General features: G+C 39.5%; 14 protein-coding genes and 1 pseudogene. 5 read left to right on the top strand and 10 right to left on the bottom strand.

All coding sequences use genetic code 11. The features are described 5' to 3' along the window. The 3 genes from F6K54_RS09665 to F6K54_RS09675 form a co-directional block, all read right to left on the bottom strand. On the bottom strand, window positions 1-869 hold an 869-nt coding region (locus F6K54_RS09665; protein WP_293076887.1), incomplete at its 3' end, for a group II intron maturase-specific domain-containing protein. Continuing rightward, entirely contained in the window at window positions 832-1788 is a 957-nt protein-coding gene (locus F6K54_RS09670; RefSeq protein ID WP_293076889.1) for a reverse transcriptase N-terminal domain-containing protein, read from the bottom strand. The genes F6K54_RS09665 and F6K54_RS09670, both read right to left, overlap by 38 nt. A 571-nt stretch (window positions 1789-2359) precedes the next feature. After that, window positions 2360-2743 carry a universal stress protein gene (locus F6K54_RS09675; protein ID WP_293076891.1) on the bottom strand — a complete coding sequence of 128 codons (384 nt, stop codon included), beginning with the start codon at window positions 2741-2743 and terminating at the stop codon, window positions 2360-2362. Window positions 2744-2876: 133 nt separating this feature from the next. Between F6K54_RS09675 and F6K54_RS09680 the strand changes: the two genes are divergently transcribed. After that, window positions 2877-4073 carry a phosphoglycerate kinase gene (locus tag F6K54_RS09680; protein WP_293076893.1) on the top strand — a complete coding sequence of 399 codons (1197 nt, stop codon included), beginning with the start codon at window positions 2877-2879 and terminating at the stop codon, window positions 4071-4073. Between the two features lie 573 nt (window positions 4074-4646). On the opposite strand, the gene F6K54_RS09685 is transcribed toward F6K54_RS09680, so the two are convergent. Next, window positions 4647-4805, bottom strand: a complete 159-nt coding sequence (locus F6K54_RS09685; protein ID WP_293076895.1) for a hypothetical protein — start codon at window positions 4803-4805, stop codon at window positions 4647-4649. A gap of 222 nt (window positions 4806-5027) precedes the next feature. Here F6K54_RS09685 and F6K54_RS09690 point away from each other — a divergent pair, with 222 nt between their 5' ends. Further along, window positions 5028-5888, top strand: a complete 861-nt coding sequence (locus tag F6K54_RS09690; protein WP_293076897.1) for a hypothetical protein — start codon at window positions 5028-5030, stop codon at window positions 5886-5888. A 110-nt stretch (window positions 5889-5998) separates the two neighbouring features. Here the strand turns inward: F6K54_RS09690 and F6K54_RS09695 are convergent, their stop codons facing one another. From F6K54_RS09695 to F6K54_RS09720, 6 genes are all read right to left on the bottom strand, one after another. Next, window positions 5999-9700, bottom strand: a complete 3702-nt coding sequence (locus F6K54_RS09695) for a CHAT domain-containing protein (protein ID WP_293076899.1) — start codon at window positions 9698-9700, stop codon at window positions 5999-6001. Between the two features lie 34 nt (window positions 9701-9734). Beyond that, on the bottom strand, window positions 9735-10145 hold the full coding sequence (locus F6K54_RS09700) for a PIN domain-containing protein (protein ID WP_293076900.1): 411 nt from the start codon (window positions 10143-10145) through the stop codon (window positions 9735-9737). Then, on the bottom strand, window positions 10142-10396 hold the full coding sequence (locus tag F6K54_RS09705; protein ID WP_293076902.1) for a hypothetical protein: 255 nt from the start codon (window positions 10394-10396) through the stop codon (window positions 10142-10144). Before F6K54_RS09705 ends, F6K54_RS09700 begins: the two co-directional genes overlap by 4 nt. Window positions 10397-10987: 591 nt before the next feature. Then, window positions 10988-11827 carry a DUF1822 family protein gene (locus F6K54_RS09710; protein WP_293076904.1) on the bottom strand — a complete coding sequence of 280 codons (840 nt, stop codon included), beginning with the start codon at window positions 11825-11827 and terminating at the stop codon, window positions 10988-10990. Between the two features lie 177 nt (window positions 11828-12004). Continuing rightward, window positions 12005-12784, bottom strand: coding sequence for a helix-turn-helix domain-containing protein (locus F6K54_RS09715; RefSeq protein ID WP_293076906.1), 780 nt, complete (start codon window positions 12782-12784; stop codon window positions 12005-12007). A gap of 374 nt (window positions 12785-13158) precedes the next feature. Further along, entirely contained in the window at window positions 13159-13779 is a 621-nt protein-coding gene (locus F6K54_RS09720; protein WP_293076908.1) for a hypothetical protein, read from the bottom strand. A gap of 346 nt (window positions 13780-14125) precedes the next feature. Here F6K54_RS09720 and F6K54_RS09725 point away from each other — a divergent pair. The 3 genes and pseudogenes from F6K54_RS09725 to F6K54_RS09735 form a co-directional block, all read left to right on the top strand. Beyond that, a pseudogene (locus tag F6K54_RS09725) lies at window positions 14126-14236 on the top strand (RNA-guided endonuclease TnpB family protein); the annotation flags it as partial. A gap of 712 nt (window positions 14237-14948) precedes the next feature. Continuing rightward, entirely contained in the window at window positions 14949-15233 is a 285-nt protein-coding gene (locus tag F6K54_RS09730; RefSeq protein WP_293076910.1) for a PEP-CTERM sorting domain-containing protein, read from the top strand. Window positions 15234-16465: 1232 nt separating this feature from the next. Continuing rightward, window positions 16466-17599, top strand: a 1134-nt coding sequence (locus F6K54_RS09735; RefSeq protein WP_293076912.1) for an SdrD B-like domain-containing protein, incomplete at its 3' end; no start/stop codon positions are given.

Raw genomic sequence — 17599 nt, forward strand, 5'->3', positions numbered from 1 at the left:
GTATCGCGTTTTTTTTTGTTTGTTTGTTTTTTTTTTTTCAAGCCGAAGGCGGCAATCGGGGTCCGGCCGGGCGTGGTGCTTGAATTTCGGCGTGTGCTACCACCTTCGGACCTTGGTTTTATATGGTCAACTTCAATTAGGTCATTTGGTCTAAAGGTTAGACCACAAGATGCACATTTACCTTTTTGTCGCTTAAGTAGCGTTGTTACTTCCTTTCTTACGCCCGGATATTTACCGATTCTATTACTCCAATAAGTCCAGTCGCCGTCATAAGGGGATTTATTACCTTTCACCTTAATGTGCCTTACAATAGGTACATCCGAGTGTAGGTTTAGTATATATTCACCATCGTTAAGAACCCAATTTCTTGTCCCAATCGAGGGAAAATACTTTTGCCTTACCCATTTAGCCGACTTATTTGGATGCCTTCTACTTGCCCATCTCCACAGTCTTTTCCATAAGAGGCTATCTATTTTACTGAATACCTCTTTACTAACTTGAGTGGAGAAGTATTTAGCCCATCCTATAATTACCGGATTTAGCTTAGTTATTAAGACTTGCGTAGGAGCGGTTTTGTATTTATCACATATAACCGCCAGTTCCCGGTAGTAGGTTTTTATACTCTTGGGAGATGGTTTAATCAGCGTTTTAAATCCTTGTTTGGTTGACTTGGCCTCATATTGTCTAACATTAAATCCTAGAAAGTCGAATCCGGGTTTGTTACCTTCATACTCTTCCAGGGTATGGACAATTTTGGTCTTTTCTGGTTTTAGTTCTAATCCTACCTGGTTTAACCATTCCTGAATTACGGCTTTAGCTTTTAACACTACTTTAATGTCTTCGTGTAGTATGACAAAGTCGAGACTCATAGCGTATTAGGTTGAGACTGTTTCTTCTGTCTCTTTTTCCCATTATCTTCCCACTTGGATATCTAAACGGAAGTTTTTCGACAAATTCCATCAGCCTTTCTTCCATACCATGTAAGGCGATATTTGCTAGTAGAGGTGATATAACCCCTCCCTGTGGTGTACCTTCCACAGATTTTAGGAATTGATTATTGTCAAACACTCCAGACTTTAACCATTGTTTAATTAATCGTCTGTAAGGAGATTCCCCAATTTTTCCTAGTAGCTTATCATGGTTAATTTGGTCAAAGCACTTGGATATATCAGCATCTAGCACATATTTTGGCTTTAGGTGGATGCTGGCATAAATAGCTCCAATAGCATCTTGTGTTGACCACCGGAAAAGACCATAGCTATTAGGTTCAAAACGTGCTTCCCACTCTGGTTCCATACCTAACTTAACCAGAGCTTGTAATGCACGGTCGTACATTGTTGGAATGCCTAGTGGGCGTTTTTCATCTTTGCCTGGTTTTGGTATATAGACTCTACGGGTGGGACTTGCCTTGAGATAATGTGATGAAAGTAGGTTCACCAAGTTGAATCTTTGTATAGGTGTCAGGTTTTTGATTCCATCTACCCCGGCAGTTTTCTTCCCTTGGTTATCCTGTGTCACGCGCCTAACAGCTAGCAACCTAGCGTAATAGCTTTTTAAAAGAAGCTTTTGGTATCTGTGCATCTTGCGGAGTTCGCCACGGCCGGATGCTCTGTAAATCAATTTTTGTAATTTGAATACAGATTTCTCTACCTTCTTCCAATTTATATCCTTCCATTTAAGATTAGGATTAATTGAAATTTGTGAGGGTATATCATCTGTGTCCCTTGCTACGCTTAAAAATGGCTTAGGGTTTCCTAATCTTATTTTCAGTGTCTGAGCTTTATTCATTACTATTCATTGCCTTACATTACGTCTAACAGTGGGTAAGTCTGCATTACTGCTTTTTACCCAATCCTACTCTCCCTTTGACCTACGTCCAAAGCGTAGATTGACCTTGAATGGCTTCCTAAGATTTCGACCTATATTCTTAGGTGTCTTAAGGAGGTTTCCTCGTTCCCTTATTCCTTTATTACGGCTGATTTAGTGGGGTAAAATCTCCCGGAGGGTTCAGCATGGTTGCTGATATAAACGTCAGTAATATTTATATCCATAGACCCTCTGGCTTTCGCCCTACATCCCATAGCTACCTTTGGGATGGTTTGACTTCACGAGAGTTTTATTACCTTTCTGTTCGTCCACTTGTCAGCCTTTGCTTGCGGTATCGTTCCTGGTAACTGGTATTGTCCCGCTTTTAAACCAGCTTCGGAGATTGATGTTCAGTCTCTACTCCGTGGTCTATGCTGTCAGCCCAACAACAAGGCGGATGGAATTTCACCACCAAGGACATAAGAGTTATTCACAAGTCGAGGTTGTCCTCCTGTATTGACTTGGAACGGCCATTTATACCTAGTTTCCTAGTTTAGTGGCCAACGAGTCGCACACTGACACTATCAGTAGCTCCTTCCTCACTCAAACCAGTGCCTCGACAGCCAATCACAATTAAATCAGCATTAATCTCATCTGCCACATCACAGATAGTAAAAGCCGGATGGCCTTCCCTTTGCATAGTTTCAGCTTCAATACCCTGCTCGGCAAATAGAGCCTTAGCTTCCTCTAAAAGTTGGGTGACAGTTTGCTCAGAAGTCATTTCTGGGTGAAAAGCTTCCTGGCCTTCTGAAACTACTTCTCGCACTGAAATTACTACCAGGCGAGTTTGATATGTCTTGACAATGTTAATCACTTTCTCCGCAGCTTCGCGAGCTTCTCGGCTACGGTCTACAGGAAATAGAACTGTTTTAAACATAGAAGTTATATTTGGGGCACGGACTCCGATAATATGTTTATCGTGAACGAATTGGTGTAATCTAATTTATCCATTCATGGGCCATCCCCCATTAATGGACATTGATAAAACAAATACTTAGGAGATTAATCCTGTGACAAAAAAAACTGTAGCAAATTTATCGACATCTGACTTATCTGGCAAAAAAGTACTCATGCGGGCGGACTTTAATGTGCCTGTTGATAATGGTAGTATTACAGATGATACTAGGATTCGGGCAGCTCTTCCTACAATTCAAGATTTAATTGGCAAAGGTGCAAAAGTTATCTTGACTAGCCATTTTGGACGTCCCAAGGGAAAAGTAAATGATGATATGCGTCTGACTCTTGTGGGAGAGAGACTTTCTGAAGTATTGGGTAAGGCAGTTAAAAAGTGTGACGACTGTATTGGTGAGGAAGTAGCTTCTGCTGTAGCAGCGATGCAAGATGGTGATGTAGTTTTGCTGGAGAATGTTCGCTTCTACCCTGGAGAGGAGAAAAATGACCCAGAGTTTGCCAAGCAACTTGCTTCTGTGGCGGATGTATATGTGAATGATGCTTTTGGAACTGCTCACCGTGCCCATGCTTCTACTGAGGGTGTGACTAAATATTTGAGTCCTTCTGTAGGTGGTTATTTAATTGAAAAGGAATTAAAATTCCTCCAAGGTGCAATTGACAGTCCTCAAAAACCTTTGGCTGCTATTATTGGTGGTTCTAAGGTTTCTAGTAAAATTGGTGTGATTGATGCTTTGTTGGATAAGTGCGATAAGCTGCTGTTGGGTGGTGGTATGATTTTCACTTTCTACAAAGCTCGTGGTTTAAGTGTGGGTAAGTCTTTGGTTGAAGACGATAAGTTGGAATTAGCGAAGTCTCTGGAAGCTAAGGCAAAAGAGAAAGGCGTGCAGATGTTATTACCTACTGATGTAGTTGTAGCTGATAAGTTTGATCCAGAAGCTAATACTCAAACTGTTAGTGTTGAAGCTATTCCTGATGGTTGGATGGGTTTGGATATTGGTCCTGACTCTGCGAAGGTTTTCCAAGATGCTTTGGGTGATTGCAAAACTGTGATTTGGAATGGTCCCATGGGTGTGTTTGAAATGGAGAAGTTTGCTAAGGGTACTGAAGCGATCGCGCATACTCTTGCGGGTAAGCAGGATGCTATTACTATTATTGGTGGTGGAGACTCTGTTGCTGCTGTGGAGCAGTTGAATTTGGGTGAGAAAATGAGTCATATTTCTACTGGTGGTGGTGCTAGTTTGGAATTGTTGGAAGGTAAGGAATTACCTGGTATTGTTGCTTTAGATGAAGCTTAACGAAGTCAGAAGTCAGAAGTTAACCCACCCCTAACCCCTCCCAGGAGGGGAAGTAGGGGATTTTAGCAACCGTCCAAAAATATTTCGCCTTAAAAGGCGGGGTTACGCGACCCAATTATTTTGATAAATTGCTTTAACTAGCGATCGACATTTTCCGTACCGGAATGCTCCGCAAACAACACTTAGCTTTCAGCACGCTAAAAGCTTGAGTTTAAATCCCCGACTTCTAGCTTGTCATTTAATTTTAGGAGAGGTCGCGTATCCCCTTTCCGTTTCGGAATGCTCCGCAAACGCACAAAGCTGACTGCTCAAAGCTGATAAGCTGTTATCTCCGCATTCCAGACCGAAACACTTTTTAAGCGGTCTGTAGGTGCTTCTCTTTGACATCTCCAGGGGTTGAAACACCCTGGATTCTGTGGCCAATCCACCGCAAATGGGACGGGGCGAATAAACGTGCGGAAGTAAATTCCGCACGCAGCCCCTCATAAATCCACATTTGCTTAAAGCCTGAAGGGCAGACTCCTAAACTCCTCGGCATAGATCGAAATCTAGCTGTGAGTTTACTTTTTTTTGTTAGCTTTCACGAGTGGTTTTACTCAAGATGTTGGAGCAATCTTCTCGCTGCTCTAGCTGCCTACTTGCTTTTCGGTGCCGAATGCTGCGCAAACAGCCGTCGTAGGAAGTTAATTCCCCGTCTCCTGTCCACCGGAATTTCACCGCACTAGCAGTCATGTCATGGCGACAAACCTTGTTCCTTATTCCTCTAGTATAGCAGATTTTTACTTCGCTTTATTACCCGCGTGTCGTTATTCAACCAGCTGTTAAAACCGGCGCTGCGTACTTCCTCCGGACGCTTTTTAGGTTTTACACTCTAAAATAGGGAAGCATTTTGCATTGTTGAAGAAGTTAAATATATTAATTTTTCTATTTGTTTAAATTAGACTTAAAAAGTTTATGGAAAAGTCATTTGTTTCTTCTATTAGTCAAGCAATAGCAATTATAGACCAAACTTACTTATTTCAATATCCTGAGTTAAAAGCTCCTGAAAATACTCCAGAAGGATTAAAACTCACTGCTCATAATCAGCATATACCTTTACTATTGATATTACTGCTTCCTACTCTGCTTTTTATTATATTCTTATTTCCATTTGCTACATCAGCAGTTGAATTTATCTTGATTTTTTTATCCAGGGGCCAGCAGTTTTTGATGGGAAATATTTCTCCCGCAGAGTTAACTATTTTGAAATGGGAAGCTGGTATTTTTGTCGCGATTTTTATACTTATATTATGTTTACTATGGATAATTAAACCTACAGAAATTATTCAACTTATTTGGTCTTCAATTCAACATCTGATAAAATTTGACCATCCTGGTGAATTGTATCTTTCCCATTATCCTTTAAAATTAGGCGATAGCTTTCAGATTAGCTATCGTCGCCCCTTGCGTCCAGGCGTTTCTTTGAAGAAAAATAGTGATTTGAGTACAAGTTTATTATGTTCAAAAGTAACAGTAACTCAAAGAAAAACAAAAAGAAAAAGTTTTAAAGAAATTATTCTAGAACAACCTTTAATTAATCAGAAAATACCTGCGGGTACTCAAGCGATCGAATTTACAATCCCCATCGAAATTCCCAACCATGGCAGCCCTTCAATTGAGACAGAACGCAATAGAATTATTTGGGAAATTGAAGTAAATTTACAGTTAGAAAGTTCGTTTGATACAAAGAAAAAAAAGGGTTTGATGGGCTTAAATAGTCGCCTTCCAGATAGTAATGTTTCTACTTTTGCGTTGGCTGTCGATAGTGATGCTTGAGGAAATTTTTGATCTTCAATCATTACCAAATATTTCTCGTTCTCCCCACATTCCCCTCCTGGGAGGGGTTAGGGGTGGGTTCCCCACCTCCCCATATCCCCACTCCTTCTTCATCCTTCTCCTTGACAGACAAAACCTGCCCAATAATAAGGATGATTAAAGGGTTTTTCTCCTCCTATCAATTTTTGAGCTTCTTCTACTAAATCATAAACTTTCTGACAGTTATCAGCTATTTTCTTCTTTTCTTCATATTCTGTATTTCCTGGAGTTTCTTCTGTATTCCCTGGATTTTCCTCTATTTCTGGCGAGCAAGATGCTCGCACTGGATGATTTCCTGCAAATTCTTCTAATACTGCTTCTGGATTTTCCTCTATTTCTGGCGAGCAAGATGCTCGCACTGTATAATGATTTCCTTCAAACTCTTCTAATACTGCCTCTGCATCCTCCAAACTCTCCTCCGCTTTTGCCAATGTTAACTCTTTCAACTCCATCTGTGCTTGCCATAACGCATCTGCACTCGGAATACCTTGGGCGCGGTTGCGGTGGTAAAAATATGATAAAATTGTTGTTGCTAGATCGTTCACCGACCACAAACTACTGATAACATTCGACGCTCCTGCTGATAAAAATGCTGCGCTGAGGGTAAAAATATCGTCCGTTAATTCTGAATTTCCTAACGCCGTTTCACAACAAGAGAGAAATAAATCTCCTAACTGCGGGAAACGAATGCTGGCATTGAGCAACTCCCCTAATGTTAAGTCCGTGTCTCCTAGCAATAACTTTGATTCTAATGGTTCGGTTAAATTAGACTTGGCGTGGTGACTGGAGAGTAAACCTAATACTTTCTCTTTCGTCAACAACTGTTTATACTTAGCTTTGGTTGCCTCCTTGCTGCCTTTGAGATGGTGTTCGCGGGCGACTCCATAAATTTGTGCTACTAATTCGCATTCTTTGGGAGTGTATGGTAGATCGTCCCTGGTATTTTCGACGATACCGTAACGTGGCAGGTTTGCTTCTGGGTTTTGGGGTTGTTGCCGACAAAATGTTAATACCTGGGTGCTGGGTGCTATTCTCACCCGGAATTTATCCCCTAAATATTCGCCGTTGTCTAGGGGTAATGCTGGTAATGGAATTTGATGCAGATACATAAAGGGCACCAGAATAATTTCTTTGATGTCCGTGAGTTTTTCTATGAGTTGGTTTATTTGCAGTCTGTCTGCTATTTCTTTTAACATTCCCTCCATTTTGTCTTGCCATTGTTTGTATAACTTGTGTTTCTGTTGTTTCCGGGATGCCTCAAAGTCGGAAAAACTAATTTCTGTTGTGGTACCATCAGTGAGTTTAACTATGACATTCGATGGTTTGGGGTTAATTGACTCAATGGCATCAATATCGCACTTGGCTAAATTTGCTACTGCTTGAAATGCTGCTGAATCATCTATTTGGGAGTAAGGTGTCAACCAATTATCCCCTAACCAAAATTGGAAATTTTCGTAACCTTGCTCTTGACAACGGTGCAGTTTTACCCCTGTTTGAGTGAGGATAAAAATATAAGTCTCATTTCTGGTGGTATAGAAACTCAGTAAAGCAACATCGTCTCTTTCCATCTCTCTGTGCTCCATCTCCCCCCTTTCAAAGGGGGGCAGGGGGGGATTCAACAACCCCTTCATCGCCTCCACACTAACACTCAGCGGTTTGCTTTCCTCTTCTAATACCGGGTATAACCGATGCAGCATTTTTTGCCTAATTTCCCCTTTTTCTCTCACCAACTTTTGAATTTCCCCCGTAATATCATCCCACAGATCGCGGGTGACATGACGACTTGATCCAAGCATTTCCTGCTTATCTTCTGGTGTCTGTAACTGCCGATGTAAATAGTCAATTTCCCGTTGTTTCTCTTCCATTTCTGCTTCTAACTTGAGGATATCTTCTGGCACTTCGCCATTTTTGTATAAATCTTTCGTGAGAATTAAATCCAGCAAGCGACGACAACGGAATCTTTCTACGGTTTCTAAAGCTTTGTCATATTGTTCGGCATTAACGCAAGCTTGAATCATATTTTCATACACAAACATATAATTACGCAAGATTTCTTGTCTGGCAGTTTCGTTTGGTATCCAATCTCGACTTTGCTCGATGGCGGCAATGGCAATTTCATAGTTATTGATGGCGAGTTGATAGTCTTTTTGTTTTGAGGCAAGGCTGGCTAGGTTGCGGGAAGTTGTTAAACAGAGTATTGGTAACGTGTCTGGTTTCGCAACTCTCAAAGCAGCTTGGTAGCAGGCCATCGCATTTTCCAGATTCTCTACCTGGTCGCCTCTGATTCTGTTTCTGTAGGTTTCGCCTAGATTGTTTTGAGTGGTTGCCCAATCCATGGGGAAGTCTTCTTTGGTGTAAACTTCCAATGCCAGATGATATGTAGTAATAGCATTTTCCAGATTCTCTGCTTTGTCTCCTCTGATTCTGTAAAGGTTTGCATTACCTAGATTGTTTTGAATTACTGCCCAGTCTATCGGGAAGTCTTCTTTAGTACGAACTGACAAAGCCAGGCGAAGTGTAGCAATAGCATCTTCCAGATTCTCTGCTTTGTCTCCTCTGATTCTTTCACCGTAGGCAGTGGCTAGATTGTTTTGAATTACTGCCCAATCCATAGGGAAGTCTTCTTTAGTACGAACTGACAAAGCCAGATGATATGTAGCAATAGCATTTTCCAGATTCTCTGCTTTGTCTCCTCTGATTCTGTTACTGTAAGCATTGGCTAGATTGTTTTGAGTGGTTGCCCAATCCTTAGGGAGGTCTTCTTTGGTGTAAACTGACAAAGCCAGATGATATGCAGCAATAGCATTTTCCAGATTCTCTGCTTTGTCTCCTTTGATTCTTTCACTGTAGGCAAGACCTAGATTGTTTTGAGTCTTTGCCCAATCCGTAGGGAAGTCTTCTTTAGTACGAACTGACAAAGCCAGATGGTATGCAGCAATAGCATTTTCCAGATTCTCAGTTTTGTATCCTCTGATTCTGTTTCTGTAGGCAATGGCTAGATTGTTTTGAGTCTTTGCCCAATAATAGGGGAAATCTTCTTTGGTACAAACTGACAAAGCCAGAAGATATGCAGCAATAACATTTTCCAGATTCTCTGCTTTGTCTCCTCTGATTCTTTCACTGTAGGCTTCGCCTAGATTGTTTTGAGTCACTGCCCAATAATAGGGGAAATCTTCTTTAGTACGAACTGACAAAGCCAGATGATATGTAGCAATAGCATTTTCCAGATTCTCTGCTTTGTCTCCTCTGATTCTGTTTCTGTAGGCAGCAGCTAGATTGTTTTGAGTTATTGCCCAATCCATAGGAAAGTCTTCTTTAGTACGAACTGACAAGGCCAAATGATATGCAGCAATAGCATTTTCCAGATTCTCAGTTTTGTATCCTCTGATTCTGTCACTGTAGACATTGGCTAGATTGTTTTGAATAGCTGCCCAATTTTCCGGATTACTCTCGCGGGTAAAGACTTTTAGCACTGTTTCATAACCTGCAATACCGATTTCCATATTATTTTCTTTGTTGCCGAGGGGGAAATCGCTGAGGCGGTTGCTGAAATACCAAATAGTATTGGCGATAAATGTTACTCTGTCTGCCTCCACTTCGGAAAATTTAGCAGTTGCCCAGTTTCGTAATATATCGGCAAGGTTATTATCGAGTTTATCTAGGTTTGCTCGCAGGAGCGGGTAGATGATTTTGGTATCGCCGTTGCTGTCGGCAGTTGCTTGGAGTACTTCCATCAAGAAGTTAAAATAATCTTGTGTTCGTTGTTCGTTCATTTTTAGTTATTGGTTAGTTGATATTTGTACATTGTTATTGAGAAATCGAAATCACCCGAATTTCAGTTATTCGGTGCATAGGTTTACTCGGTTTTTCAGTAGTTATTAACTCATCAGCACCCACAGAAATTGCCGCCGCTACATGAAGAGCATCCATTGCCGCCAACCCAAAATCAGAAGCTAACTTTTGTGCAGACTCAACAATCTTTTCCAATTCATTTGCCCAAATACTACAACCTGCAAAAAAAGTTTCATAAAAATCAACTTCAGCCAGTTGTTTATTATATCTAGCTTTCGGCAACACCTCTAATTTCACAAATAAGCTAGTCGCATATTCTCGTTGGGGATCGTCAAGAACTTCAGTCGCTTTAACTGCTACAGTCGTTATGCCTCTAAATGCTGCAATAAGTACCCCAGAATCTATATAAGTTTTCGTAAAAGTCACTCTCTTTCACCCCGGCGATCGCTAATTTCTGCCTCAACTTCATCCCAAGTTAGTAACTTAGGTTGTTTGGCAAGTGCTTGAGAACGAATTTGCCATAATTTTTTACCCATTTCCGTTTTAGGTTGATAAATATTTTCCTGATTTATATCCAGATTTTGTCTATAAAATTGTTCCACCAAATCTAATACTTCCTGCTGTTTTTCCACAGGTAAACTGCGCCACTTATCTAACAAAACTTGTTCTCTATTCATTTTTTTCAGTTATCAGTTATCAGTAGTTTATCCCCCCTAACCCCCCTTGGAAAGGGGGGAACTGGACTGGAGAGAGGCGATCGCTAATTTCCACCTCAAATTATCTGTGCATCTGTGGCCAAATCTGTGTCTGGCCTCTTCTATCAGTTGTTGATAGCTGACGTATCGCTGACAACAATCATAGTATCCCCATCCCATCCGCCAAGAAATAAATTTCTTGGCTCACAGCGTAAGTCATCTAAAGATGACTAAAGATAGCTGAAAAATCGCATATACAATAGTCATCTGAAAGATGACTTCAGCTATCAGCCAAGGATTTCAATCCTTGGCTTGGCAGGCTATCTGGGCAAACTTTTTTTAGTTATCTGGACTTTTGGCGATCGCTAACCTCTGCCCCAAATTATCCGTGTATCCGTGGCCAAATCCGTGTCTAGCCTCTTCTTGCTCTTGCTGCAATTAAAACCTCTAGATAGAGGCGATCGCTTAGTCGATCCCCCCTAACCCCCCTTGGAAAGGGGGGAACTGGACTGGAGAGAGGCGATCGCTAACCTCTGCCCCAAATTATCCGTGTATCCGTGGCCAAATCCGTGTCTAGCCCCAAATTTCTTTCAATTTACCCAAAAGCTGTTTAGCCAACTTTTGAGTAGTACGCGGCACCGACTTACTTTCTACCACAACTTCCCCCACCTCATCTCTGGTAGCAACAGCCATTCTTTCCTCAACAACCTTACCCACCGCAGGCAAGTCACCAGCCAAAACCTTTCCTCCTTTACCGCGCCAGTTACCGCCATCATCAGGATATTGACGATAAATTACCTCCAATGCTGCCGCCATCAAACCCAAAGATTTTTCCCGCGTTTCTGCCTCCACAACTTTATGAAATTCCACAGCTTTACGAAATTCCACAGCTAAAGGATCATCACTCAACAGAAAATCCCTACCCGCTTCCAACTGCATTAAATAATCCAATAAATTTTCAGCAGGTTGTAACATTTCCAGAGAAACATAACCATTAGATTCAGTTAAATCGCTCAAACAAACAAATCCTAAAATATCCCCAAAATCCAAAGATTCATCAAAACCAACTGCTACATAAACCAGTCGATTTTCTCTGACAAATTCAGGAATAAAAAAGCCAGTTTCTCCTGGTAAAACCCGACGAAATTCTATTACTCCCAAATCCGGAATAATTACATCTGCCACATCCTCAGCTATCCGCAAAACAGGATTAAAACAGTCAGCATTCTCTAAATTTGTCTCAAAATCTAAGCCATCGAGAAAATTCTGCCCGATATCTACAGCCAGAGTATTAAGATAAACTTCTTTTGCTCGTTTTTGGCTAACTTGTTGTTTGGCAAATTGTTCAGCAAGAGCGTGACTTTTTGGAGATAAAGGAACTCTAAAAGTCAATGATTCAGTGATGCTATTCATAGTTGAAGTTAGTAATTTTTGGTTTACAATTTAAACAGTTGTCATTGCGACGATAGGAAGCAATCTTAGGGATGCCGGAGATTGCTTCCTTCCACTCCGTTCCAGTCGCAATGACTTAGATATAGTAATTATCTGGATTTTATCTAATTTATAATTAGATATAGTTTTCATTATTCATTACTCAATATTATTTTCGGCAATAATTTTATTGATACATTTGAGACATTTATTCTGCCAATTTCGACTAATATCAGATTGATGAACACCTAACTTTTCAGCAATTTTTGTTTGGGTGTAACCTTGACATTTTAGCAGTAAAATTTCAAAGCAATCAACCTTTTTAGAACAGTTGCGCAACTTATCTATAGAACCACCAGAAATAGGTAACTTATCTATAGCTTCCTGAGACATATCCCCCAGATTCAAACTATCCAAATTATTCAAATTTTTGTGGTCTGGAACTTCCTCACCCACAGTTTTATATTCTTGACCATCACTATCATTTTTAGGCTGGTCTAAACTAATAATAACTTGCCCATTAACTTGACTTTTTTGTTTCAATTTACGATATAAATCGCAAGCTGTATTGTAGTGGGAACGATTAAAGTAACGAATGAATAAATTACCAAGCTTCTCATTAGAAATATCATCCAGTCGGTCAATAGTAATTTGATTTTTCCGACAAAAAGCTGGAATAATTTTGTCAAACTTAAAGAATGTTTCTTGTAAGGAATTATCATAAAACTCATTCGAGTCATCAAAATTAGTCTGAGAAAAACTCCTCTTAACTACCATACCAATTTTCGGATGTCGCCAGAGCCATCTTGACAACTTATTCTTAGCTCTATTGTAAGTATCAGATTCATCACTAAGTAAATCCTTGAATAACTGAATTATGTTTTCCGGTTTTCGATCCATTAGCTGTTGTTGTTGACTCTTTAATGGTGCCTTTGTCATATTAATACTGAAATTTAAGGACAAATAATATCATGTCCGGTTGAACAGTTATAAATAAACTATGAAGGAGTCAGGAGTCAGGAGTCAGGAGTCAGGAGGGAAGAAAGAAGAAGAAGGAGAAAGTTTTTTTATCACTAATTATCCGGACATGATATAAGGACAAAAAAAAGAAAATATCGGGTTAGCAATTTTTCTGCGTGCCTCTATTTACTACATCTACTATTCCATGCAAAAAAATGCAGTTTGGAAAAAATCTAAAATCTAATTCATAAATTGTCAATTATTTCTCCCTGTTCCCTCTTTTTTGAAGATGTCTATTACAAATCAATACTTTTGACTTTTGACTTTTGACTTTTAACTTTCGCGTAGCGGCACTAGAATATTAACCATTGAATTATATACAGTACCACTGGAAATAGAAAATTATCAAATTGAATATATTGATCAAACCAAGAGTTCAATTTATTTTCTATAAAAATATTGAGGAATGTTTTTACCCCCGCCTCCAATAAACTTCCCCAATCAAACGAATTACGATAGTTACTACTACTATAACTAGAGGAATTAACAGAACTAATATGTTGATGTACCTCTACTAAAAAGCCATCAAAGCGATCGCATTCTGAAATGAGAAAATGCACCAAATTCACAAAATCACCAAAACCAACAGAATTTATATCCACATTCTGCATCAGAGAATAAACCACCTTACCCTGAATTTTTTCCACACACCATCCACCAAGTTTGTATTCAGCATTTTTTGTTAATAAAGTAGTAGAAATAATATGTGGAATATCATCTAAACAATCAAATACAGCAACACTAGCAACAGAAAATTCCAGAATAGAATCATATTGAGTAATATAAAGTCTTTGCACTCTGCCAGAATTCATACTAAACTCAAGCATCGCCTGTCTATCATTTAATGTAGCAATATTCCAGCTAGCTTTTGCACTATTATTTCTGACAAAAGTTTCAAAAAATTGTCTATCCATTTTGACTTCCCTCCTAGATTTATTTGTTCTAGTTACTTAACTATTAGGAGGGAAGGAAATTATGCGTTGAAATCCTCTTCAGCCAAAGGCACGGAGAAACAAAACCGAACCTTAGTTCCTCGGCGGGTTGATGCTTTGCTGGCGCATAGTTCCGCTAACAAAAGTTCTGAATTGTCTCCAGCCTAGATCGCCGATCGCTCTCGACAATTTCCGGTCTCTTGAGCTTTCCGGCCGTTTGCTTGCGCATAAGTATCGTTAATATAGAATCCGATTGAACAGTCGTCCCTATCGACGATAGGAAGCAATCTCAGGGGTGTGCGGAGATTGCTTCCTTCAACGGAGTGACTTGGCTAAAAACCACAGCCAGATAGTAATAGAAGATTTAAATGTATCAGGCATGATGGCAAATCACAAGCTAGCGGCAGCTGTTGGATCTATGGGGTTTTATGAGTTTCGTATTGTTTAGAGAAAATCATAGATTTATATAGATAATCGTAGGTTTCTAAGAACGGTTAGCGGTTTTAATAGTTGATAAAGCTTGATAGCGGTTAATCAATCTTCGGTCGCAAGTCTTCCCATCCCATCCGCCAAGAAATAAATTTCTTGGCTCACAGCGTAAGTCATCTTTAGATGACTAAAGATAGCTGAAAAATGGCATATACAATAGTCATCTGAAAGATGACTTCAGCTATTAGCCAAGGATTTCAATCCTTGGCTTGGCGGGCTCCCTCACTCCCCACTCCCCTACTCCCCGCCCCCAAATATATGAACATATATGATAAGTATTCAACCGAATTTAATATTACTTCTTACTTCTTAACTTCTGCTATAAATTCGGATTTCATCAAGATTTAAGTAAACTTTTATTAAAAAAAAGATATGTTTTGAACTTTATAATTTTCAACAATAGCAATATAAAGAAATATTAAATAAAGGAATATTAAAAAACTAAGTATGTATCAATTTTGTCGCTATACGGTTTGATACTCAATGGTTTTTTCAATGGTTTTTTTACCTACTACAAAAGTACTATATAGTTATAAACACGGGTTTTTACTGAGACTTTTATAAAGAAGTGATGAAGACCTAAGTAAATTTCATGAAGATTCAATGAAGATTCAAGGAAAACGCGTTTTTGCTCTTGCAGTTTCCATAAAAAGCAAAATAAGATGATATCAAATCAAATCAAGCAAGTTTTCTGGAGTGCAATCTTAATCATGCTAAAAAATACTTTGTTCGCTGCTGCTGCCACTATCACTGTTGTTGCTTCCTCCTCTCTCCCTGCTTTCGCAGTAGGTTGCCCAGATGGACAGATACCTGATCCTAATGATCCTTTTGGTGGTTGTATAGATGCACCGGTAGAACTCCCAGAGCCATCCAGTATACTGGGAATTGTTGCTTTAGGTGGATTTCTTGGCAAAAAGGCTCTTGATTCTCAAAAAGTTCACAAATAAATTATAGAATGTTTTAATTGTCTCAGTTATAAGTAAATGTAGAGAACTCATTTAGGATATTTTCCATAACCTTTACAGGTAAAGGATTAGGGATAAATAATCTAATTTGATATCTTGATGAGTTCGATCTTTACAATAGAGAACCAAAATGAGATCTATAAGCTCAAATATAGTTGCTCTTACTTGTAACAGAGTTATTGGGAAATAAAAACTGAAACTGTTCAAAAGCTAGTGCAGGATGGCAGAAATAACTAACCAGTCACAAAATCCTAAAAGCTTTACCAATCAATACTTTTGACTGTCTTGAGTGTATCTTACATTCTGAGGTATCCTCAGAATTACACACTCGCTTTTGACTTCTGCGTAGCGACACTAGCTATCAGGATCGGGCTTTTGATTATTTGAATATCAAAAACGCTAACGCTATAAACTTTGGCTGTTTGGAGTTTTAGCAACCAACTGTTTTACCTAAATTTACATAACTCTAATACATAGAATCTGATTGAGAAGTTATCATTGCGACGTTCAGGAAGCAATCTCAACATTTTAGAGATTGCTCCGCTTACTTCCACTACGTTTTCGTAGCAATGACTTATAGCGCTATGCGCTAGGGAATAGGGAATAGGGAACAGGGAATAGCAAACTGTAAAAGGGCTTTAGGATTGAAAAATGTCCTAACCAATTGTAGTGCTATAGCAGTAACTAATTATTCGGATTTGAGACAAAATCCTTTATCTTAGGAATTTTAAAAAGAGAAGCATTTACCTATTTGATCTCATTCTCAGTAGATAAAGAATCAAACTGAGATTTCTACATCAAAAATCTGTTCAGAAATCACCTAATACCAGATCTAGTTATTAAAAAGCGTTTCCTGACGGAATACTGCGCTTGCCAGATACCATTATCTATGCACAAATTTTTAGGCTGATAGCTAATAGCTAGTTCAAGGGTAGCCTTCAGATATAAGATAAGAAATTCCCAGAGGCATTTAGTGCCGAGGGAATAGTGAGCTGCGCTGTACAGCCAGTATTGGTTAATCCAATATTAAGAATTTAGCTGTCACGATTTTCTACAGTTTTATTCGTACGGTACTGATATCTCATATTCAAATTTTACTAGGTCAAGATTTTAATTTTTTTGAATACCCTCTTAGCTAAGGCGCATTTGGTATAAGGTCGTCTTGAATTCTGTTTCAGAAATTTTACACAATCACCAGGGGAAATTTTAATGTTATGGCTGACTTATTATCGCTTTTAAATTCATCGCTACCTGATGAAGTAACGTTTGATTTTGAACAATTTCAGACTGGTAATGCCACTTTCGGGAAAGATAGTTACTTCGATGTTGACATTACTGGCAATAGCTTATTAGCTGGACAGCACGATGCCTACTGTATTGATACAGACCGCTTCATTGAGGACAGTGGTACTCTGACTGCTAAAGTGTATTCCACATATGAAACATTACCTGATGGCCTAATAGGCGATCAATCTACATTGCCGGGGGCACCAGCAGGTTTTGGAAACATTGAGAAACCCGAAAATTTTGACTTACTCAACTGGATACTCAACCAGTGTTTTATCGGTAAAGAGCTATTTGATAGCAATAACAATAGTCTAGGAACTATCACCTATGGTGATATTCAAAGAGCTATCTGGGAGCTTATTGATGATGAGAACTCTACACAAAATCTTGGTCCTTTCGATCAAGATCGAGCAGACCGCATCCAAGAGCTTGCAGAAGCTAATGGAGAAAATTTTGTCCCTAGCTTTGAATACACTACATTCTTTGGCGAGCAAGTAACAGGGCAAGTAGGCGTAATTCTGGTACCAGATTCAGATGGGTTTGATGATGATTCTAACGATCCGAATCCTTTTGATCGCCAGTTCATGATTATTGGCGTTGAGTTGGCTAAGTTAGGGGACTTTGTATGGGACGATTTAAACGCTAACGGTATTCAGGATGCTGGTGAAGAAGGTATAGAAGGGGTAACAGTTAATCTCCTTGCTGATATTGATGGTGATGGTGTTATTGAAAACGATGAAATAGTAGACACCACCACCACTGATGCTGACGGTAATTATGAGTTTGAAGTAATTGCTGGCGATTACAAAGTTGAGTTTGAGACTCCCGATGGTTTCGACATGGCCAGTCCAGCAAATCAAGGTAGTGATGATGCCGAAGATTCTGATGGTCCTATTTCTGATGAGATTAATCTAGAAGGGGGTGACAATGACCGCACAATAGACGCAGGTTTCTTCAAAACAGCAAGACTAGGAGACTTCGTATTCAACGACGAAAACCAAGATGGGGTACAAAATAATGGAGAGTCAGGAATTCCCAACGCCGAAGTCAAACTCCTAGAT

The organism is Okeania sp. SIO3B5 (genome assembly GCF_010692555.1).
Classification (GTDB): domain Bacteria; phylum Cyanobacteriota; class Cyanobacteriia; order Cyanobacteriales; family Microcoleaceae; genus Okeania.

Bases quoted from the DNA above. Each gene is read 5' to 3' on its own strand.
- F6K54_RS09690 (WP_293076897.1), top strand. From the start codon at position 5,028: ATGGAAAAGTCATTTGTTTCTTCTATTAGTCAAGCAATAGCAATTATA.
- F6K54_RS09730 (WP_293076910.1), top strand. From the start codon at position 14,949: ATGATATCAAATCAAATCAAGCAAGTTTTCTGGAGTGCAATCTTAATC.
- F6K54_RS09675 (WP_293076891.1), bottom strand. From the start codon at position 2,743: ATGTTTAAAACAGTTCTATTTCCTGTAGACCGTAGCCGAGAAGCTCGC.
- F6K54_RS09705 (WP_293076902.1), bottom strand. From the start codon at position 10,396: ATGAATAGAGAACAAGTTTTGTTAGATAAGTGGCGCAGTTTACCTGTG.
- F6K54_RS09720 (WP_293076908.1), bottom strand. From the start codon at position 13,779: ATGGATAGACAATTTTTTGAAACTTTTGTCAGAAATAATAGTGCAAAA.
- F6K54_RS09685 (WP_293076895.1), bottom strand. From the start codon at position 4,805: ATGACTGCTAGTGCGGTGAAATTCCGGTGGACAGGAGACGGGGAATTA.
- F6K54_RS09670 (WP_293076889.1), bottom strand. From the start codon at position 1,788: ATGAATAAAGCTCAGACACTGAAAATAAGATTAGGAAACCCTAAGCCA.
- F6K54_RS09695 (WP_293076899.1), bottom strand. From the start codon at position 9,700: ATGAACGAACAACGAACACAAGATTATTTTAACTTCTTGATGGAAGTA.
- F6K54_RS09710 (WP_293076904.1), bottom strand. From the start codon at position 11,827: ATGAATAGCATCACTGAATCATTGACTTTTAGAGTTCCTTTATCTCCA.
- F6K54_RS09715 (WP_293076906.1), bottom strand. From the start codon at position 12,784: ATGACAAAGGCACCATTAAAGAGTCAACAACAACAGCTAATGGATCGA.